This is a genomic window from Bradyrhizobium sp. CFUWI (genome assembly GCF_056429085.1).
Map to the genome: position 1 here is coordinate 245917 of NZ_JBWJZE010000011.1, position 20489 is coordinate 266405.

Consider the following 20489-nt stretch of genomic DNA (forward strand, 5'->3'; position numbering starts at 1 on the left):
GCTCACTGCTCCGTTCCCACCAGTTCCTGAAGCTCTTCGGCATCGAATTCTTGCTCGATGAGCCTGATCGACACGACCCGGGCAAATGACGCAAGATCGGGATGAGCGAACAGGTCCGAGACCGCGATCGACACGCCGACCTCCTGTGACACCCGGCTCAGAACCCGCACGGCGAGCAGGGAATGTCCGCCGAGCTCGAAGAAGTGATCGTTGCGTCCGACCTGATCGACGTCGAGCAGCTCCGCCCAGATCCCGGCCAGCGCAAGCTCGATCTCGTCTTCGGGTGCCTCGTAGGTGCGACGCGCCAATGCATCCTCGCCCGGCGCTGGCAGAGCCCGCCGATCGATCTTCCCGTTGGGGGTGAGCGGCAGCTGCCCCAGCACCGTCACCGACGACGGCACCATGTAGTCAGGCAGAACGGCGGACAGCGCCTCGCGCAAGGCGCGGCCGTCGAGCGACGGCTCGCCGCTCGCATAGGCGAACAATTGGCGCCCGGTCCTGCCCTCCCCCGTCACCACGGCCGCCGCACGCACGCCGCGCTGCTCGAGCAGGCGCGATTCGATCTCTCCGAGCTCGATGCGGAAGCCGCGGATCTTCACCTGCTGGTCTGCACGGCCGACATACTCGATCACGCCGTCATCGCGCCAGCGCGCGAGATCGCCAGTGCGATAGAGGCGCGTGCCATCGTCGCTGAACGGATCGGGGACGAACCGCTCCGCGGTCAGTGCAGCCCGGTTCAGATAGCCGCGGGCCTGGCCAACACCACCGATGAACAGCTCGCCGGTGACACCGACGGGAACGATATTGAGGTCGGAATCGAGGATGTGCGCCGACCTCGCACCGACGGGCCGTCCGATCGGTGCGGGCTGGTGGGGTGTCAGCGCGGCGGCGTCGACGATCCACACCGTCGGCGCGATCACTGTCTCGGTCGGGCCGTAGGCGTTGACCAGAAGATCGATATCAACAGCTTCTCGAAATGCCCTGACCCCGGTATCGGACCAGGCTTCGCCGCCGACGATACAGGCCCTGATCGCCAGCCTGCGCCCGCCCCGCCGCAATGCCGCGCTCAATTGATCCGCATAGGCCGGCGGCAGGAAGATCGAGGTCACTGCATTGCGGGTCATCTCGCTGACGAGATCGTCAATCAGAAGACCGGGCTTCGAAGGCAGGACGAGCGAACCACCCGTCATCAGCGGCACCAGCCATCGCTCGTGGGCGATGTCGAAATTGATCGATGCCGTCTGGAACTCGCGGTCACGCGAGGTCATGCGGTACAGCCGGCCGATGGCTTCGCAATGCATCGCCAGCGGCCCGCGCGCAACCGCCACGCCTTTCGGCGCGCCGGTCGACCCGGACGTGTAGATGACATAGGCCAGGCTGTCCGGATGGATTTCGATGTCGAGGTTCCCGCCGTCCTCGTCGGCGCGCGGCGATGGCTCCTCGATGCAGAGCGCCTCGACCCCGGCTTCGCGCAGCACCGGTGCAAGCGGCTCGAGCAGCGCGCCTTGCGTCAGGACCAGCGCCGCGCCGCCGTCACGCAGCATGTAGGCAAGCCGCTCGGACGGATAATCCGGATCGAGCGGCAGATAGGCGCCGCCGGCCTTCAAAACCGCAAGCAGCGCGATGATCATGTCCGGGCTTCGGCTCAAGGCAATGCCGACCAGCCGATCCGGACCGACGTTCCAGAGGCGAAGGCGTCGTGCGAGCGCGTTCGCACGCGCGTTCAACTCGCCATAGGAGATGCGCTGGTCGCCGCAGACGATGGCAATGGCAGATCGCGCCTGCGCGGCCTGCGCTTCGATATGCATCACGACGTCGGCGCAGGATGATGCGGAGGTCAGCCGCGCTGCGCCACTCCATTCGAGAGCTCGTCGCGCGTCCCGCTCGACTGCCGCAGAGAGATCACCGAGCGCACGTTCCGCATTCGCCGCGATCCGTTCCAGCAGGCCGTGGAGAATGTCGCGAAGGCGCAGGATCGCTGCCTCGTCGAACCGGCACCGGTCATAGTTGAACTCAATTTTCAGCCGATCGCCTGCAGCGAACACCGCGACCGCCAGCGCATAGTTCGTCGGCGTCACATGCGCCACACGTCCCAGCCGCGGACCACCTTCCCCGCCTCGCAGCACCCCCTCGTCGATCGGATAGTTTTCGAACACCAGGATGCTGTCGAACAGCGGCTGCCCGGCATGGCCGGCGAGCCGCTGAATGTCGTAGAGCGGCGTCCAACCATGCTCACGCAGCGCCAAATTCTGTTCCTGCAACTGGCGCAGCCAATCGCCCACGGCGGCTTGTGGGCTGGTCGCGTCGACGATGGGAAGCGTGTTGATGAAGAGGCCCACCATCTCCTCCGCGCCGGGCAATTCGGCCGGACGGCCCGATATCGTCACGCCGAAAGAGACCGCGGACTGCCCCGAATGACGCCGCAGCAGCTGCGCCCATGCCCCTTGTATGAGCGTATTGAGCGTCACCCGTTCGCGCTTTGCGAAGGACTTCAGCCGCTCGGTCAACGCCGCGTCCACCGCAAGCCCGACGCTGGCATGGCCTTCGGCCAGGGATGTTTTGGGGGACGCCAGTGTGTTCGCGAGCAATGTGGGCGTTTCGAGCCCTGCCAAAGCCTCGCGCCAGAACGTCTCGGCGCTTTCGCGATCACGGCCCTGCAACCACGCGATGTAGTCGCGATAGCCGCCCTGCACGGCCGGCAGCGGGTGACCGCTCGCCTGCTGCAACACCTCCGCCACTAGCCGGGCCGAGCTCCAACCATCGACGAAGATGTGATGATGGGTCCAGATCAGCCAGTGCCTGTCGTCATCGAGCCGGATCAGACGGATACGCTGAAGCGGCGGCTGCGAAATGTCGAAGCCCATCGCGCGCTCACGCCGGGATATCTCGGTTAGCGCGGCTTGCAGGTCCGCAGGCGCGCTGTCGCGCCAATCCTCCTCGATGAACGGCACCGTCACTTGGCGATGCACCATCTGCTGCGCTGCGCCCGACAGGTTCTGCCAGACAAACCCGGTCCGCAGGGCCGCATGCCGGTCGCTGACCATCTGCCACGCGGCTTTCAGCCTGCCAGCATCGACGCCGAACAGCTCGAGCCCGACCTGATTCACATAGGCGTCGTGGGCACCATCGCGCAGCGCATGAAACAGCATACCCTGCTGCATCGGCGAGAGCGGATAGATGTCCTCAATGCCGCGAATATCCAGGTTCGCAGCTAACCGATCGAGGTCGGCTTGAGCGAGCCCAGACAGCGGGACATCCGATGGCGTGAGGCCGAACGCTCCATTGCAGCAATGGGCGATCAGTTCGCGCAGTGCGTCTTTGTAATGTGCGGCGAGCCGCTCGACCGTCGCGTGCCGGTAACGCTTGCGTCCGTATCCGAGAGACAATTCCAGTCGGCCCTCACGCACGAGGCCTGTAATGTTCAGCCAGCCGCGCATGGGCGCTGTGGCGCTACGCGAAGGACCTGCGCTCTCCGCTGCGAAGGAGAAGCGCTGGTTGGTTCCTATGTTGGCGTCGAAGCGGCCTAGATAATTGAAGACGATCTGCGGCTCCGCCAATTGCGCCAGAGCATGGCGTTGCTGCTCGGAGCCGAGATGGCGCAGCACGCCATAGCCGATCCCGCGGTTCGGAATCGCGCGAAGCGTCTCCTTCACCGCCTTGATCAGCGACGCCTCGTCGCCTGCATCTTTCAGCCGGACCGGGAAGGCCGTCGTGAACCAGCCGACGGTGCGGGACACATCCGCATCCGGGAAGATCTCCTCGCGGCCATGGCCTTCGAGCTCCACGGTGATCTCGTCGTGCTGGCTCCAGCGCGACACCGCGCGCACGAGACCGGCGAGCAGGAGATCGTTGACCTGGGTCCGATAGGCAGCCGGCGCTTGTTCGAGGAGCTGTGACGTCAGGTCGGCATCCAACACCAAGGACACCTCGCCGCCATCACCGACGCGATCGACATCGCCATGGTCGTCGTCGCATGGCAGGCGCGCGCCGGCGCCACAATCCAGCCAATACGGCAATTCGGCCGCGATCTCCGCCGTTCCCGCATAGGCATGCAGCCGCTCGCTCCATGAGGCAAAGGAGTCGCTCTTCGGCGGCAGCGCGACGGGACTGCCACGCTGCAGCTGGTCATAGGCCAACGCCAGGTCTTCCAGCAGGATACGCCAGGACACGCCATCGACGACGAGATGATGGATCGCAAGCAGCAAGCGTTGGCTACCGTCCGCCAGGTCCATGCCGACCGCGCGCAGCAGCGGTCCCGAAGACAGTGAGAGGCTTTCCTGCGCGGCACCGGCGAGCACCGTGACCTCCGTCGCGCCGCCGACGCCCGCATAAAGCCATAACAGTTCGGCTGACCCCGGCGCCGGCCCCGGCGCCGGCCCCTGCTCCGCCCGCCAGGCGCCATCCACCTGCCTGAACCGCAGGCGCAACGCATCGTGATGGTCCGAGATGGCCGCAAGCGCGCGCCGCAGCGTCTCCCAATCCACCTGCATACGGGGCAGCAGCAGAACCGCCTGGTTCCAGTGATCCCGGTTGGCAATGTCCTCGGCGAAGAAGCGCGTCTGAATCGGCATCAGATAGGGCATGCCAGATGCGGTGTCACCGCCGACTGACGTCCTTGCCGCCGGTCTCTCCTTCTTGGTCGTCCCCGCCGATATCACGGCGACCGTCGCCAACCCGGCAATCGTCTGCTGGCTGAAGATCTGCTTCGGAGTCAGCCGGATGCCGCGCTTGCGCAAGCGGGCGATGATCTGCAGGCTCAGAATCGAATCGCCGCCGAGTTCGAAGAAATTGTCATTGCGGCCGACGCGCTCGCGAACGAGCACCTCGCACCAGACCGCCGCGATCGCAATTTCAATATCCCCCGCAGGCGCGGCATAGCCAGCCGACGCCCCCTCTTCGGGCGGTTCGGGCAAGGCGCGACGATCGACCTTTCCATTGGGCGTCAGCGGCAATTGCGCCAACATGACGATGTGTGACGGAACCATATAGTCCGGCACGATTGCAGCCAGCTGTTGCTTGATCGCATCGGCCTGTGGAGCGGCGCCGCTCTCAGCCACGCAATAGGCGATCAGCTCCTGGCGCTCACTTGCACCGATTGGCCGTGAAACGACCACCGCGTCACCGATTCCCTGCAGCGCCTTGATGACGCGCGCGACCTCGCCCAACTCGATGCGATAGCCGCGCAACTTGATCTGGTCATCAGAACGACCCAGGAATATCAGCCGACCCTCGCGGTCGCAGCGGACACGATCCCCGGTTCGGTAGAGGCGCTCGCCCGCGGCGCCGAACGGATCCGGCACGAAGCGCTCCGCGGTCAGGCCCGCCGCGCCGCGATAGCCCCGCGCCAAACCGGCTCCGCCGACATAGAGCTCGCCAACCACGCCGATCGGCACCTCGTTCAAGGCGTCGTCGAGGACATGGACGCGCAGATTGGCAAGAGGCAGACCGATTGGAACCGTACCGTCCCCGCGGCCTGCCGCGCACTCATGCGTCACCGCACCGACGGTCGTTTCCGTGGGCCCGTAATGATTCAGGATTCGGCATTCCGGCCGCAAGCGCCGGACGTCGTCCAGCAGCGCGCCATCGGACGCCTCGCCGCCCAAGACGAGCGCGTCGCGGGGGAGCAGATCGGCCGAGTGCGAGGCCTGAAGCAGCCCTCGCAGATGGCTCGGCACGATCTTGAGAATGTCGACCTCGCCCTCGCGCATCACTTGCGCAAACGCATCCGCATCGAACACGGCCTCCGGTGACAGCAGATGCAACGTGCCGCCGGATGCGAGCGCACCGAACAGGACAGTGTGGCCGAGGTCGGCCGCCACCGTCGAAACCATCGCCATGCTCGCCGACGGGCGCGGCTTCAGGCGCTGCAACAGGGCTTGCACGTAATTGGCCAAGGCCCCGTGCGAGACGCTGACGCCCTTAGGCGCGCCGGTCGATCCGGAGGTATAGATGACGTAAGCGGTCTGCGTTGGATGAATGGTCGTGTCGAGCGGCAGGCTCGACACCTCGGCGCGCACCGCTTCCGCCTCCGCGTCGAGCACCAGGCAGCCCAGCTCGCGCGCATCCGCCAATTTGTCGCCCGCCGCAAGCATGATGTCGATGCCGCCGTCGGTCAGGATACGGCGGACGCGCTCCAACGGCCATTTCGGATCGAGCGGGACATAAGAGCCGCCCGCCTTCAGCACACCGAGCAAGGCGACGACAAAGGCCGGAGAGCGCTCGATCCACAGCGCAACCGGTGTCTCGCGTGCCACGCCCTTGGCGATGAGGGCGTGCGCGATACGGTTTGACCGCTGCTCGAGCGCCGCAAAGGTCAATTGCCCCCGGCCGCATCGAATGGCGATAGCGGTCTGTCGATCCGCGGTCGCCGCGCGATGAAGGCTCACCACATCGGCGAAGCCGAACGCCGCAGCCTCACGAGGCACGGTCTGCTGGTGTCCGTCGTCGATGACGAAGTCCGATATCCGCCGCTCGGCATTGTCGGCAATCTGGCGCAGCATCGAACCGAATTGCGTCGCCAATCGCGCGATAGTCGGACGATCGAACAGATCGGTGGCGTAGTTGAACGTGACCTTCATGCCGACGCCATCGATGACGTCGAGGGCGACATCGAAATGCGAACCAGCGAGATCGACAATGTCGATGTCGGCAGCGAGCCCCTCGACGCCGGAGAAACCGCCCGGCGCCGTCATGTAGTTGAACTTCGCCTGGAACAGGGGATTGTGCCCACCGCTGCGTTCGGGCTTGAGGCCGTCGACCAGCATTTCGAACGGAAGATCCTGGTGCGTCAGCGCCTCGACCACCGACTCCCTGACCTGACGCAACAGGCTGGTGAAGCTCGATTCGGCGGTCATCTCGGCCCGCAGCACCAGCGTGTTGACGAAACATCCGATCAGTCGTTCGAGCTGCGTATGCCGACGCCCGGCGACCGGCACGCCGACACGCAAATCACTCTGCCCGGTGTAGCGATGGAGCAGCGCGTAATATGCGCCGAGCAGCAGCATGAAGACGCTGACGCGCTGCTTGCCGGCGATCCCCCGGAGCCGGGACGCGAGCGCGCCGTCGATGGCCAGTGCGATCGTGGCGCCGGCATGGCTCTGGATCGTCGGGCGCGGCCGATCATGCGGCAGCGCCAGCACCGGGTGAACATCGCCGAGCTTGGCGCGCCAATAGGCGAGCTGCCGATCGCCCTCGCCGCCCGCAAGCCAGCTTCGCTGCCAGGCTGCGAAATCAGCATACTGAATTGCCGGAACCGGCGGCACGCCTGCGCCTTGACCGGTACCGCCTCGATAGAGAGCGGCCAGCTCTTCGAGCAACACATCAAGCGACCTGCCATCGACGATGATGTGATGGGCCAGCAGCAGCAATTCATACGCATCGTCCGCGAATTGAAGCAGCACGGCGCGCAACAATGGCCCGTTCACGAGATCGAACGGCTTGCCGAGCTCGGATCGCCTGACCGTCTCCGCGCGCTCGGAGCGCTCCCGCACAGAATAGGCGCGGAGATCCTCGTGCCGGACGCCGACGCTCATGACATCGTGGATGAGCTGCGTTCCGCGGCCGTCTCTGGCGATGAACGTGGTGCGCAATATCTCGTGACGACGGACGATCTCGCCGAAAGCACGCGAAAGCACTGTACGGTCGAGCCGTCCCTTCAGACCGATTGTGCTCGCAACGGTATAGGCTGTCCCAGCAGGGTCCATGTTCCAGAGGAACCAGAGCCGCTCCTGCGCGTGCGACAGCATCGCGCGATCGGCCGCGACGGCCCATGGGATCGGCGGGAGCGCCCGGCCAGCACCGGTGCCCGCCAAAACATCGATCCGGCCAGCGAAGGCCGCAAGCGCCGGCGCGTCGAAGAAGGTGCGCAGCTCCACTTCCACGTCCACGCGGTCGCGGATCGCCGCGGCGACTTGGCCAGCCGCGATCGAGTTTCCGCCCAGCACAAAGAAATCGTCCTCGCGATGCACCGCCGCGACGCCAAGTGCGTCGCACCAGATCGAGGCGACGGCGCGCTCGGTATCAGTCGCCGGCACCGTCAGGGATGCAGTGCCGCGGCGACGGCCTCTCTCGAACACCGCGAAGCTGTCGAGCGTGTTGTCGGCGAGACGCGTTGCGCAGGCCGACCGCTGCAGCTTGCCGCTCGTGGTCAACGGCATCGCTTGCGGGTTCAGCAGAACGATCACGGCCGGATACTCATGCGCCTGCTGGAGGACGGCTTCGCCGATCGCATGTGCGAGCGCTTCCGGATTGCTACGCTTGAGCACGGCGCGGCTGAACTCTGCCGCCACTCCGATGGCCTCACGCCCGTCGACCTCGACGGGAAAGGCGGCAACCCGTCCGCTGCGGACGGATTCGACCTCGGCTTCGACCGCCTGCTCAACATCCGTCGGATAGACGTTCTGCCCGCGAACGATCAAGAGGTCCTTGAGACGACCGGCCACCACGAGTGCGCCGTCGCGAAGGAAGCCGATGTCGCCGGTCCGCAGCCAACGCGCGCCATCCCGCTCGACGAAGGCTTGATGCGTGGCCTCGACATTGTTCCAGTAGCCTAGCGCGACACTGGGACCGGCGACCCAGATCTCGCCCACCTCATTCGCCTCGGCCACCGCCGATTCGTCGACACGCATGATGCGCACGGCGTGACCAGCAGCAGTTCGACCACATGCCACGAGGTCCGTGCCTTCGCTGGCGCTCGCGATGCGGCCGGCGGCGAGTTCCGCAGTATCGAGCGTGTAGCTGACGGTCTCGGCGGTGATGTCGCCGGCCGTGACCAGCAGCGTCGCCTCCGCAAGGCCATAGCAGGCCGTCAACGCCCGCCGATTGAAGTCGGCGCGCGCAAACCGGTCGCCAAATTTCTCGAAGGTGGTCCGGCGGACGAACTCCGAGCCCGAGAACGCAAACCTCCACCGGCTGAGGTCGAGCCGACGGATGGTCTCTTCCGAGATGCGGTCGGTACAGAGTGAGTACGCGAAGTCGGGGCCACCGCTCAACGTGCCGCCGTGACGGTCGATGGCCTCGAGCCAGCGCCGTGGCCGCTCCAGGAAGTTCCGCGGCGACATCAGGACGCCGGTAAAGCCCGTGAACAGCGGGTTCAGAAGTCCGCCGATCAGTCCCATGTCGTGATAGAGCGGCAGCCAGCTGACAAAGACGTCGTCCGGCGTTCCGCCACAAACCGCTTCGATGGCACGCTCGTTGGCCGCCAGATTGCCGTGAGAGACGCAAACGCCCTTCGGCTGCGAGGTCGAGCCGGATGTGTACTGGAGGAACGCGATCCCGTCGGCGGCAGGCCTCGTCTCGCACCAGTCCGCCGCGAGATCGGGCGAAATCGTGTCCACCGCAACGATCTCCACGTCGGCGAGCTCGGGCAATGCCGCCTCGATGAGACCGCGCAGCCCCGTCTCCACCAGGATGAAGCGAGGCGCGGCATCCCGCAGGATACCGTTGAGTCGTCCCGCATAGCGCTCGGGGCCGCCCTCAGGCGGATACGCCGGCACGGCGATCACGCCCGAATACAGGCAGGCATAGAATGCGACGGCATAGTTGATCCCGCTCGGAAGCAGAATCACCGCCCGTTCGCCTGCCCCGCCCATCTGTTGCAACCACGCCGCAAGTGCCCTGATCCGAGCGTCGAGCGCGGCGAACGTCAGCTCGTCGGCAACGTCGTCGCCTTCGAGGAACCGCAAAGCCACCTTCTCCGGTCGCAAGGCAGCGTGCTCTCGCAAGCGTTCGACGAGGTTGGATCTGTCCATGTCTCGAATTCCTGTCCGGCCGCGCGCCGGAAATCCCCACCGCCCAAATAAGACGTGCCGCCGATCACCCTTGCCGATCACCCCTGCCGATGAGCTTCAGCCATGGCGACGATCACCTTGCGCGGCCCCTTGAATGGGGCACGCGCGTGCGCCGTGAGCATGTTGTCGAGCATCACGACGTCGCCGGCCTGCCAGGGAAAGCTGATCTTGTGCCTCTCCAGAACGGTCCGGACCGTTGACAGCGTCTCATCCTCGATCGTCGAACCGTCGCCATAGAAGACGTTGCGCGGCAGATCGGCTTCGTCCTCGACCACGTCGAGCAGACTCTCGCGCACCTCCGGCTCGAGATTGGAGACGTGGAACAAATGCGCCTGGTTGAACCAGACCCAGTCACCGGTGATCGGGTGCTGCGCCGTGCCCTGACAGATCTGGCGCGTGCGGAGCTCGCCGTCTTCCTTCCACTCGCATTCGATGTCGTGGCGAGCGCAGTAAGCCTCCACCTCCGATCTGGAGTCGGTGCCGAACACCTGCTGCCAGTCGACGTCGAGCCCGTTGCCGTAGTTCCGCACATACATCACGCCCTTGTCGGCAAACCGCCCGCGAATGGCCGGCGGCATGTCGCGATAGATGGCGCGGCTGTCGGCGATCGGCGTCTCGCCGCCTTCCAGCGCCGGCTGCATGCAGTAGAACCAGATCTTCATCGGCCAATCGCGGGTATAGGCCTGCTCGTTATGCAGCGGGATATGCTGGTGCGGCGGATACTCCGTGGACGTGTAGACGCCCGAGGTCACCTGCGAACGCGGCGTCGACCCGAACTCGTAGGTCAGCAGCGGATGACCGAAATCGGCCGCGAAGGCTCGAAACGCATCGGGACCATCGAGCGAGAAATCGCGAAACACGATGCCGCCGCTGTCGGTCAGGTACCGGTCGATCGTCGTGCGCAGCACGGGAAGGGCTTCGCCGAGCGGCTGCCCGGCCTCACCTGCCCTAAGCAGCATGGGAAGAGTCTTGCCGTCAATGAGTGGCTGGACGGAGAACGCGCTCATGATCCTCGCTCCGATGCGAAGCAATCGATCGCCCCGATTGCCGGACCAGCGCCCAGCCGATCCGGTCGATCAGCTCGGCCTGCTCTGTGTGAATGAAGAAGTGATGCCCCGGCAGGATGTCGAGCGTGAATGACGCCGAGGTCTCCTGCCGCCAGGCCTCGAGCGCTTCGCGGCCGGTCTCGTCGTCCGCTCCGCCAAAAACGTGTACGGGGCACGGCAATCGACGCCGCGGCCGGTAGGCATAGGCCCCGCACATCAGAAAGTCGGCGCGGAGCACCGGCAGCGCGGACCGCATCAGCTCTGCATTCGACAGCGCGTCGTCGGGCGTGCCCTGAAGATTGCGCAGCTCCTGCATCAGCGCTTCGTCGCTCAGGGGATGGCGCCACTTGTTGCCGTCTCGAACCGCCGGCGCTTCCGCACCCGAGGCGAAGAGAATGGCCGGCGCAGGCACTCCGCGATCGAGCAGGCCATGCGCAAGCTCGAACGCGACCACGGCGCCGAGGCTGTGCCCGAACAACGCGTAGGGCCCGTCGAGCTGCGCGGCGAGCTCGCCAGCGAGCTGCGCTGCCAGCACGCGCGGATCGGTCGCCAGCGGCTCGTCCATGCGCGCGCCGCGCCCGGGCCATTCCACCGGCCGAACGTCGATCCACGACGGCAGCAGCCTGCGCCACCGCGCATAGAACATGGCACTTCCGCCGGAATAGGGCAGACAAAGAAGCCGCATCGGACGACCGAACCCCGCTGGCTACGCCGACTGCGGAGGCGCCGCATCGTCCATGAATTTGCGCAAGCTGAGCGGGCGCATGTCGGTCCACACCTGTTCGATGTGGTCGAGACATTCCTTCTTGCTGCCGGACTTGCCCACCGCCTTCCAGCCGGCCGGAATCTCTTTGAACGTCGGCCAGATGGAATATTGCTCTTCGTGATTGACGACGACGGTGAAGGTGACGTCGTCTCTGTCGAACACCATCATGGCGCGATCCCCTCTTCGGAAAGCGAAAGCAGAGACGTTTGACTAGGTCAGAAGGAGACGAGGGTCAAAGCAATATCGACGCGCCTTTTTGTAAGACCTCAAAACTGGCGACGGGCGGATATAATGCAACCTCCGCGCTTGCGCGCCAACACGCGGGAGAATATTGGGATTTCAGGAGGCGTCGCAGATTGCTGCAATTCTAACTGCGCAAGGCGGAACTTTTCCGAGCTACATGAGCGCCGGCTTTGTTGCGGGCGGCGTTCATTATGCCGTCATCGACGGCACTGAAAGGCTCATGCCAAGGCAATGCCGCCGCGGACAACCGCGGCGGCATGACTCCGGCTTCTGGGAAAGCCGCCTAAAAGTTGAAGGTGGTAGACACCAGATAGGTCCGCGGCGCGCCGAGCGTGATGACGCCGCTATAAGCCGAAGCCCAATAGGCCTTATTGGTGACGTTCTCGACGGCGGCGCGGACTACGATCGGTTTGCCGTTCCATGGCGAGGCGAAGGTATACCGGGCGCCGAGATCGACGCGTGTCCACTCAGGTATCGTGAGCGTGTTTGTTACGTTGACGTATTGCGAAGCGGTGTAGATGACTCTTCCGGTGAACGTCAGTCCATGAACAAACGGAGTATCCCACTCGGCTCCGATATTGGCGGTGACCGCGGGAACTCCGATCGCTTTTTTGCCGTCGTTAGTGCCGTTCTCTGTCCTTTCCTGCACACCATCGATAAAGGCAACGCCGCCGAGCAGCCTGATGTCTGGCGTGATCTCACCGAACACATTGATCTCCGCACCACGGTTGCGCTGCCTGCCACTGAGTTCCCGGGTAGGGAAAGGCAGGCCCGGCACTGTGATGATGCTGGGTTGTGTGATGTCGAACAGACTCAGTGTCGTGGTGAATCGGCCGGCATCGAACTTCACTCCGGTCTCGACCTGAGTGGTCTTGCTGGGCGGAAACACAGCGCCAGCGTTTTGGAATAGGCCAGTAACGACCACCGGTGTCTGGAGCCCCTCGATATAGTTTGCGTAGAGCGAGATATTCTCAACCGGCTTGACGACAACCGCATAAGCCGGGGTCCATAAAGTCGTCTCTTGATAGGGCCTGCTCGGATTTGCCGCCGTCGGGATGAAATTTGTCACCCTGCTCCCAGCGGTTTGTTGACGAACACCGACGGTCACCTGAAGGCGTTTGTCAAACATCGACAGGGTATCGGAAACACCGACGCTTTCGATGTTCACGTTGGTATTTAGTCTCAGTGTCGGTACATTTAAGTTCGGACGAGCGACGTTTGTCGGTGGAGTGTAAAGATTCCAGGCAATTAATCCTGCCGAACTCAGAACGCTCTGATCATAGGTTCGATCATTGATCGAATAGTTCGCGTTTAGAGCATGATTGACCGGACCGGTATCGACCACCGCCCGGACGCCCGCTTCTCCTGCAAAGGTCTCGAACGTCTCATGCCCAAGCCCCGGACGCCCCACCAAAGCGCCGGCGGCGCTGGTAATATTGGGCGAAGGATAGGTATAATCGATCTTGCTGTCGTGATAACCAAAAGCGGCATATGCAGTTATCCAGTCAGTAACATCCACTTCGCCTTTTACGGTCGTGAAGAAGTCCTTCGGCTTATAGTAAGCCCAAGGCACCTGGAAATTCGTCCCTGCCTTTGGCGGCGAAGGAATGGAGGTGAGGCCTGGGCCAATCCCGAAGAAGCGTAGTGGAGGAGTCAAATTATCGGCTTGATAACCGACATCGACTGCCACGCGTGCTCTCTCGCCCCGGTAGTCGAGTCCGATCACTGCATTGCCGAATTCATCCGTCTGGCGGTCCCACGGGGTACTTCCGTTCGAATAAGTGCTATTGACCCGAACGCCCCACTCCTTGTGCTCGCCGTAGCGACGGCTGACGTCCATATTGGCGCCAAACTGCGATCTCGATACGTAGGTGCCCGTAATCTGCGTAATGTCGATGTCGGCAGCATGCTTGGTGATGAGATTGATACTGCCGCCAACTGCACCGCCGCTCGCAACGCCGGTGCCCCCCGTCGTCATCCCATTGAGCACGGCGCTCGGGCCTTTCAGAACTTCGACGCGTTCGACGAAATTCGCGCCGCTAGAGTAGTAGGGAGCGATTCCATAGAGGCCGTTCAGCCCATAGTCGCCGCTGTCATAGTAAAAGCCGCGTATGAACACACTGTCGGCGCCACCACCTGCCGCCTGGACGACACGAACCGAGGGATCATTCGCCAAGACATCGCGGATCGTTCTCGCTTGTTGGTTCTGAATCAACTCAGCCGTATAGCTCGTCTGGTTGAACGGCGTGTTCATCACACCGCGATTGCCGAGCAGACCGAGACTCCCGCCGGTTGCGACCTGGCCGCCTGCGTAGGCGGGCGGCACCGTACCGACCGTCCCGGTCGAGGGCACCACATAGGGAACGGGTGCAGCCTGGCGCGGAGCTGCCGCTGCGACGGATCTTTGTCCTCGGGAGGCGCGCGTCGACTGTGATCTCTGGACCGGCTGACGAACTCTCGGCTTGGGAGCATCCACGGTCACGGGCGGCAGATTGGACTGCGCAACCGCATGCTGAAGGTCACCCGAAGATTCCATCGACAGCGCGAGATAACTCACCGCGCCCAACGATAGCGTACGCACGATTTTCCTGGCCGAAAGTTCACGCGTCATTCCTGCGCCCCAATTCCACTTGCAAGCACGTCCCCGTCGCTTCCTAACATACGACGGCGCTGCGAGAAGGAATTGGGACCTAGAAATCATCTAAGGTTGCACGACAAACCGTCGTGGTCGGAGAGCGATTTCCTGTTTCGAATCTCACCGCACAAATTCGAATGCCTCTAGATTTAAATCGTTCTAATCGTCGATCCAACGTGTGACATGCAGGCGGTACGCTGTCACTCCGTCCGGAATTCTCGATTTAGCCAAGCAGGTTGCGTATAGTGCGTATGAATATTCTTGCACCAACTTCTATCAACTGATCCGGAAAGTCGTAGTTCGGCTCATGCAACCCGGGATGCTCTTTGCCGGCTCCCAGGAAAAACATCGCCGACTTCGAACGGGAGCCAAAACGTCCGAAGTCCTCGGAGCCACGCAGTGGAAGGCCCTTCGCCGAATGTCGCACCCCCTCTGCGTCCAGCGCGCTTCTAAGATGGGCAACAGCATCGACGTCGTTTGCGCAATGATTGAAGACGTCGCGATAAGCGATTTCCGTGCTCAGCCCCTCACCGGCCGTCACGCGTCGAACCAAGTCTTCCGCCTCCAGGCGGAGCCGTTCCATCATCACGTCGGTGCATGTTCTCAGTGTCACCCACAACTCGCCGAAGCCCGGCGCGATACCGAACGCAGGCTCCCCAAGTCTTGCGTGGGTGACCGTCAGCATCGAGAAGTCGTCGTCCAGCTCCGTACCGTGCCCAAGCGCGGGAATCTCCAACAGAAGCCTGGCGAGCGCGTCTTTCGGGGAGATACCGAGCTCCGGATTCGACGCGTGCGTGGTTCGTCCCGATAATCTGATCCGCATTCCTTGCGAGGCGCAATTCACCAAGCCCTCGGCAAGGGAGACCTGTCCAAAACCGAGCCCAGGAAGGTTATGCAGCGCGAAGACAAAGTCGGGCCGCACCTGCTCAAACTTCGCGTCAGCCAGAACGGCGGCCGCACCGGACCCGTCCTCCTCGGCCGGCTGAAACAGGAGCGCTACGCGACCTCGGCTTGGACGTTGCTGGCTCAGATTTTGCGCTACGGCCGCCAGAATTGCCATATGACCATCATGACCGCAGAGATGGGCTTTTCCTGCTACCAGTGATCGATGCTTGAGTTCTGATTTTTCCTGGATCGGCAGTGCATCCAGTTCGGCCCGAAGCATGACCGTCGGGCCAGACTCACGTCCATCATAGATTCCAAGCACGCCGTGACCACCGAGGCCCGAAACGATCCTGTCGGCACCCGCCGCCTGAAGACGGGCCCGCACGGCTTCCGCGGTTTTTGCCTCTTGCCCCGACAGTTCCGGCACGGCGTGAAGATGGCGTCGCCATGCCACCAATTCATTCAGATCGTTCTCGGTCAGGAACATTGGGCTTCTTTCTCACTCATGACCGGCGGCGAAACACCTGTTGTGGTCGCTGCACTGCTCTCCGATTCGATCGCGCGGAAGCCGAGGTCAGCATCACGCCTCAGACCGCCTGTTGAGATTTGCCGTCGATAGATTCTTTTGCATCTCCCGGTGCACACATCGTGCACACGCCGCCCCTTAGCCGATTGAAAATATTGAGTTCTCGCTCCAATCCATCATCGGCGCCACGGAAAAGCGATAGTCTTGCGATTTCAATGATTTACCTTATGTTCTCAATGGGATGAACCCGGAACATGTGCAGCCTAATCTAGTCGAAATTGCACGCGTTTGTCCCCGTTTTGACCCTCTCAGTGCACACATAGCGCCCAAGAAATGGGGAGTGCACACGACCGTGGCCAGCTACACTCAATTGCCTTCCGGGAACTGGCGCGTCCAGGTCCCCGCAAGAACCGCTACGTGTCAGAGACCTTCCGCCGGCGCAAGGACGGCGAAGACTGGGCGCTCGAGATGGAGCGCCATATCGACCGCAGTGGATCACCAAAGCCCCGCGCCGCTGTCCAAACCAAGACTTCGGCGACATCATCGATCTACATATCGAGGACATGCGCGAGGTCGGCCGCCCTCCCCGCCGCTCCAAGGCCGCGGTATTAGAGGCACTACGTCGCTACGCACGCTGCAGCCGTTCACGCTATTGAAGTCTCGGCCGAAGAGGTTCGATTAGCGCGATATGCGATGAAGCATTTGTGCTTTGTAGCAAAATCGGAGGAGCGGGACCGACGCCAACTGAAGATGAGCTCGGCGAACTCATCGAGTATTTTGAAACTAATCCTCGACAGGTCATTCCGATGAGGCGGATCGTTCGGTATGCGGTCGCGACAACGATGCGACAGGAAGAAATTTGCCGTCCGGATTGGCCGGACGAAGACATGAAGACGCGGGTACTCGTCATCCGCGACCGCAAGGATCCGCGAGCGAAGGACGGCAACGATCAGAAGGTGCCGCTTCTCAACCTGACGGGCTTCGCATCATCACGAGAGGTTGGGGTCGTGTATTTCCGTACAACGCCTTTGCTCAGCTTCTCTCTAGAGTCAGCAATGGTCAAGGCTGCCCTCGGCAGTCGCTTCATCGTGGTCGGCTTACCTGTCGAAAGCAGACGAAGCGGCTCTCTGCGCGGTGGTCAGCGACGGGCCAACAGCGGACGCTAAGCAGCGCCAGCGAGATCACTTCCCTGGTCGAACCGGTACTAGGTCGTCAGCCGCACCATCCCGCTTCCATGCGCCATGAAAGACGATATCACCGTAGCCGTTGGCTTCGAGCTCGCCGGCAATGTAGTGCCGCCGTTTCGCAAGATGGGTTTAAAAATACGTTTCACTCCGTGGAAAATCCTGATCACAACTGGTCCCGATTGCATCAACGACGAGAACCTGCCCTTCCTGCACCCCGTTGATCGCTTCGACCACGCGCACTCTGATCAGAGGCGTAGATCCCCAGCCATCGCCCTTCACCCATGGGGGTGGTAATAGCTCAATTGCCTCGACGGCTGCCACCACTGGCTCAGCGCGAGCGGCAGCCGGCAGCGTGTCCAGAAGTGTGAGCGAAGGTGCGGTACGGCAAGCCTTTGCCGGATCAGCGAGCGCCGGAATCGCTACGAACAAAAGAATGAGAAATTTCATCGCTAGATACAATTCGATCCATTGGACGGCGCAGTAACCCGGCAAGCCGAGTGGTGCGCAGAAACTAGCAGTTGCCGCCTCGGACATCAAAGCCATGTCTGCTTCGGGTCACAAGCGGTCTACGCACGACAGCTCAGAAGGTCAGCTACGGGCCACAAGCGGAAGTGAATGCAAAGGAGGGGGCCCTGATCACGCCCTGTGTTCCGGGGACCAGCTCTGATTGGTCATCCAAGAACAGAACGCCATCGAGACACCTCCAGCAGCGGCGATCAAAAGCAGATGGCTTTGGGAAGAGAAGCCCGCGAGAGACGATCCAACAACGCCGGACGCTGTAACGAGAGCGAGCTGCCAGCGCCGCCCTTCCAGAGAGTAATCGACAAGCGCACTTGGAAACGCAACCAAAACACTCAAGAACGGAAGCCCAACCACCCAACCAAGAGCACTCGTCGACCCAAACAGAAAGTCGAGCACGCCGCCCATAAGCAGCGGCCCGACTATGAGAAACGTAAAAATTCGTTTCATTGGGTCAATGCCTCGCAAGAAAGGCGATCCGTTCGGAGCGTGGTGGCTCGTATAACCGGGTTGTGTTAACGCGGCACGAAGCCGAATCCGACAAACGTCTGCTACGGGTCACAAGCGGTCTACGCCACGACAGCTCAGAAGGTCAGCTACGGGCCAATCCGGACATCGGCGGCGGGGTAGGCGCGCTTTTGGGCAAGGAGCGGGCACTCGTCGGATCGTGGTATGCAGACGTCAAAGCATCCACCCAGAGAGAGAGAGAGCACATGCCCCGGCCGATCAAGGTCGAGCTGCAACCCCACGATCCCAACTGGTCGCACTTGGCTGACGTCGAGGCGCGACTGCTCTTGGAGACCATCGGGTCAAATCTGACGATAGTTCATCATGTTGGCTCGACGGCCATTCCGGGCATCCGGGCTAAACCGATACTGGATCTAATTCCCGTTGTCGGAAGCCTGACCAAGCTCGACGAATGTCAGAACGCGATAAGAGAGTTGGGCTATGAATGGTGGGGCGAACTTGGCTTACCCGGCCGGCGGTATTGCACGAAGTCCGACAAGACTGGACGCCGAACCGTACAACTTCATTGCTACGCAATCGGCTCGCAAGAGATTGTGCGCCATTTGGCGTTCCGTGACTATCTGCGGACCTACCCAGCGATTGCGGCAGAATACGATCTGGTGAAGGCTGGCTGCCAGCGCCTGCACTCCAATAACTCACATGCCTATGGTGACTGCAAGGAAGATTGGATCAGAGCCGCGGAGGGGAGAGCAATAGAATGGTCCAGGCTTCGATGAATATGAAATGCGCGACGGGCCCAGGTCCGGTTTGGGTCAATAGCGGTCTACGCCACGACAGCTCAGAAGGTCAGCTACGTGCCAAGAGCAGAAGTCAGATCATTCTGACAACTCGTTACTCTCAACTCTCTGGGACTACTGTTGAAGAAGCAGTCGCCGAGCGATCTTGAGCGCAGCGCGGCTGTCCTACAGCCCAAAGCCTCGGCCAATCTCCCGCACAAGCTTGAGCGCGGCGTCGGTATTTCGGCCGTAAAAGAGCGCCTGATCGACCTGCGAAAGAATGGTCAGCCCAAACAGCGCGATTGCGATGCCTCTAAACATGGTTGTGGACCGGGTTGAACGATGCAGCGAAAGTTCAAAAACGGCCCCAGCCGCAGGTTGGGAGAAACAGCCGGGGCCGACATTCCCATTCCATGTGCCGCAATCAGCGGTAATCGGCACGCTGCCAGCAAGCCAGAAGAAAGCTAATGAAGTGTTTCGAAGGACCCGACTTCGGATGAAAGTGCTTTGGACACCCGGGCTTCGCAGGGCGGCCGGAGCCCGCCGGTACCTAATCCGGACATGAAAGCGCGGCGGCGTCATGCCGAGCGCCAAGGTAGACATCGAACTGAAATTCGGTGCCTTGGCTTTACCCCCGACCTCGCCTAGCATCGTCAAAGGCGTCTCACTGGGATCAAACAAATGCCGTTCCCTGCTGTGCTGCATAGCCGTTACCTGCTTCACTGGAGTCCTCGTTTTCCATTCCTCTGAGCGAATGCCGTCTTTTGGCGCGGCATCACCGCGCCAACGAACATCGACATTCATGGATGGCCGATCATCAAAGAGCCCCCGCCCAGCTCATGCCAGTGGATCCGCGTGAGCGGTGGCTACTGGGTCCGACAGTGCGTTTATTAGACGTTGCCGAGCTGGGGCGTCACGCAGGATCAGTGAGGCGAAACGTTTTCGCAGCACAGACTCGGTAGCGCAAGCGACGAATGAGGCTCGTTCGTTGTGAGCAGGATGAAACGATCGGAAATGATAGAACGTCGAAAGCTTGAGCGCATTGAAGTTGACGAGGTCGCTTACATCTTCGGCGACGGTGCGAGCTTACGCTGCCGCGTGATCAACATGTCGGATCAAGGCGCAGCAATTGAACTTCCGTCGAGGTCTTACGTGAACCCCACGTTCAAGCTGATGCTCGACAAGGATCGCAGCGTTCGAAGTTGCCGACTGGTCTGGTCGAGCGACAATCTTATCGGGGTGAAGTTCGAATTCTAGTAGGGCTGGCTTCAGCTCGACCTGCCTTTCCAAGACTGTGGGAAAAGTTAGGAACCCGGGCCTCATACCTAAGCAGCCTGACAACAGGTTGTTCGGCTACGCGTCCAGTCTGTCCGAGATGGCATTTTGATGCTGCGCAAAGCTCCATCGGGCCAGCCTGACCGAGGCAAGAAAGAAGTGGCCGGAGATGAAGAGCTTCGCTGGCACGGAGGGGGACCACCTGATGCAATTAAACTCAGGACTTGTCGTGCGCGTACTTCTCCAAAAGCAGCCGATTATATTCATCTCTCACGGCTCTTCGTGAAACATGCCTTTTTCGGTCTTTGGCAATCTTCAGAAGATCAGGATCTGTCGGTGCCCGTGATTTCCGCCTAAATCTCGCAAAGATTCGGG

13 protein-coding genes are annotated in these 20489 nt (G+C 62.1%); 4 read left to right on the forward strand and 9 right to left on the reverse strand.

What is annotated here, in order from left to right; genetic code table 11:
- Nucleotides 1–2: 2 nt before the first annotated feature.
- From AC066S_RS24420 to AC066S_RS24445, 6 genes are all read right to left on the reverse strand, one after another.
- Nucleotides 3–9749, reverse strand: a complete 9747-nt coding sequence (locus AC066S_RS24420) for an amino acid adenylation domain-containing protein (protein WP_478270818.1) — start codon at nt 9747–9749, stop codon at nt 3–5.
- Between the two features lie 77 nt (nt 9750–9826).
- Nucleotides 9827–10795: a TauD/TfdA family dioxygenase gene (locus tag AC066S_RS24425; RefSeq protein ID WP_126258896.1), complete on the reverse strand. Its 969-nt coding sequence runs from the start codon at nt 10793–10795 to the stop codon at nt 9827–9829.
- Nucleotides 10764–11519, reverse strand: coding sequence for a thioesterase II family protein (locus AC066S_RS24430; RefSeq protein WP_126258895.1), 756 nt, complete (start codon nt 11517–11519; stop codon nt 10764–10766). Before AC066S_RS24430 ends, AC066S_RS24425 begins: the two co-directional genes overlap by 32 nt.
- A 21-nt stretch (nt 11520–11540) precedes the next feature.
- Nucleotides 11541–11768 carry an MbtH family protein gene (locus tag AC066S_RS24435; RefSeq protein WP_126258894.1) on the reverse strand — a complete coding sequence of 76 codons (228 nt, stop codon included), beginning with the start codon at nt 11766–11768 and terminating at the stop codon, nt 11541–11543.
- 358 nt (nt 11769–12126) lie between these two features.
- Complete coding sequence (locus AC066S_RS24440; protein WP_478270819.1) at nt 12127–14454, reverse strand: TonB-dependent receptor; 2328 nt, start codon at nt 14452–14454, stop codon at nt 12127–12129.
- A 247-nt stretch (nt 14455–14701) separates the two neighbouring features.
- On the reverse strand, nt 14702–15850 hold the full coding sequence (locus AC066S_RS24445; protein ID WP_478270820.1) for an amidohydrolase: 1149 nt from the start codon (nt 15848–15850) through the stop codon (nt 14702–14704).
- 845 nt (nt 15851–16695) lie between these two features.
- Between AC066S_RS24445 and AC066S_RS24450 the strand changes: the two genes are divergently transcribed.
- Nucleotides 16696–17055: a hypothetical protein gene (locus AC066S_RS24450; protein ID WP_478270821.1), complete on the forward strand. Its 360-nt coding sequence runs from the start codon at nt 16696–16698 to the stop codon at nt 17053–17055.
- 150 nt (nt 17056–17205) lie between these two features.
- On the opposite strand, the gene AC066S_RS24455 is transcribed toward AC066S_RS24450, so the two are convergent.
- Together AC066S_RS24455 and AC066S_RS24460 are read right to left on the reverse strand one after the other, a co-directional pair.
- Complete coding sequence (locus AC066S_RS24455; protein WP_478270822.1) at nt 17206–17619, reverse strand: hypothetical protein; 414 nt, start codon at nt 17617–17619, stop codon at nt 17206–17208.
- 93 nt (nt 17620–17712) lie between these two features.
- Nucleotides 17713–18045, reverse strand: a complete 333-nt coding sequence (locus AC066S_RS24460; RefSeq protein ID WP_478270823.1) for a hypothetical protein — start codon at nt 18043–18045, stop codon at nt 17713–17715.
- Between the two features lie 263 nt (nt 18046–18308).
- Here AC066S_RS24460 and AC066S_RS24465 point away from each other — a divergent pair, with 263 nt between their 5' ends.
- Nucleotides 18309–18839: a GrpB family protein gene (locus tag AC066S_RS24465; protein ID WP_478270824.1), complete on the forward strand. Its 531-nt coding sequence runs from the start codon at nt 18309–18311 to the stop codon at nt 18837–18839.
- Nucleotides 18840–19025: 186 nt separating this feature from the next.
- Here the strand turns inward: AC066S_RS24465 and AC066S_RS24470 are convergent, their stop codons facing one another.
- Nucleotides 19026–19643, reverse strand: a complete 618-nt coding sequence (locus tag AC066S_RS24470) for a hypothetical protein (RefSeq protein WP_478270825.1) — start codon at nt 19641–19643, stop codon at nt 19026–19028.
- Between the two features lie 195 nt (nt 19644–19838).
- Here AC066S_RS24470 and AC066S_RS24475 point away from each other — a divergent pair, with 195 nt between their 5' ends.
- Together AC066S_RS24475 and AC066S_RS24480 are read left to right on the forward strand one after the other, a co-directional pair.
- Entirely contained in the window at nt 19839–20096 is a 258-nt protein-coding gene (locus AC066S_RS24475; RefSeq protein WP_245481430.1) for a PilZ domain-containing protein, read from the forward strand.
- A gap of 129 nt (nt 20097–20225) precedes the next feature.
- Entirely contained in the window at nt 20226–20471 is a 246-nt protein-coding gene (locus AC066S_RS24480) for a hypothetical protein (RefSeq protein ID WP_126258889.1), read from the forward strand.
- Nucleotides 20472–20489 lie beyond the last annotated feature (18 nt).

What these genes read in the sequence shown, in the direction of transcription:
- AC066S_RS24450 (WP_478270821.1), top strand. Translation starts at nt 16,696, where the DNA reads ATGAGGCGGATCGTTCGGTATGCGGTCGCGACAACGATGCGACAGGAA.
- AC066S_RS24460 (WP_478270823.1), bottom strand. Translation starts at nt 18,045, where the DNA reads ATGAAACGAATTTTTACGTTTCTCATAGTCGGGCCGCTGCTTATGGGC.
- AC066S_RS24435 (WP_126258894.1), bottom strand. Translation starts at nt 11,768, where the DNA reads ATGATGGTGTTCGACAGAGACGACGTCACCTTCACCGTCGTCGTCAAT.
- AC066S_RS24455 (WP_478270822.1), bottom strand. Translation starts at nt 17,619, where the DNA reads ATGGCTTTGATGTCCGAGGCGGCAACTGCTAGTTTCTGCGCACCACTC.
- AC066S_RS24480 (WP_126258889.1), top strand. Translation starts at nt 20,226, where the DNA reads ATGCTGCGCAAAGCTCCATCGGGCCAGCCTGACCGAGGCAAGAAAGAA.
- AC066S_RS24475 (WP_245481430.1), top strand. Translation starts at nt 19,839, where the DNA reads ATGAAACGATCGGAAATGATAGAACGTCGAAAGCTTGAGCGCATTGAA.
- AC066S_RS24430 (WP_126258895.1), bottom strand. Translation starts at nt 11,519, where the DNA reads ATGCGGCTTCTTTGTCTGCCCTATTCCGGCGGAAGTGCCATGTTCTAT.
- AC066S_RS24420 (WP_478270818.1), bottom strand. Translation starts at nt 9,749, where the DNA reads ATGGACAGATCCAACCTCGTCGAACGCTTGCGAGAGCACGCTGCCTTG.
- AC066S_RS24470 (WP_478270825.1), bottom strand. Translation starts at nt 19,643, where the DNA reads ATGAATGTCGATGTTCGTTGGCGCGGTGATGCCGCGCCAAAAGACGGC.
- AC066S_RS24445 (WP_478270820.1), bottom strand. Translation starts at nt 15,850, where the DNA reads ATGTTCCTGACCGAGAACGATCTGAATGAATTGGTGGCATGGCGACGC.
- AC066S_RS24425 (WP_126258896.1), bottom strand. Translation starts at nt 10,795, where the DNA reads ATGAGCGCGTTCTCCGTCCAGCCACTCATTGACGGCAAGACTCTTCCC.
- AC066S_RS24440 (WP_478270819.1), bottom strand. Translation starts at nt 14,454, where the DNA reads ATGACGCGTGAACTTTCGGCCAGGAAAATCGTGCGTACGCTATCGTTG.
- AC066S_RS24465 (WP_478270824.1), top strand. Translation starts at nt 18,309, where the DNA reads ATGCCCCGGCCGATCAAGGTCGAGCTGCAACCCCACGATCCCAACTGG.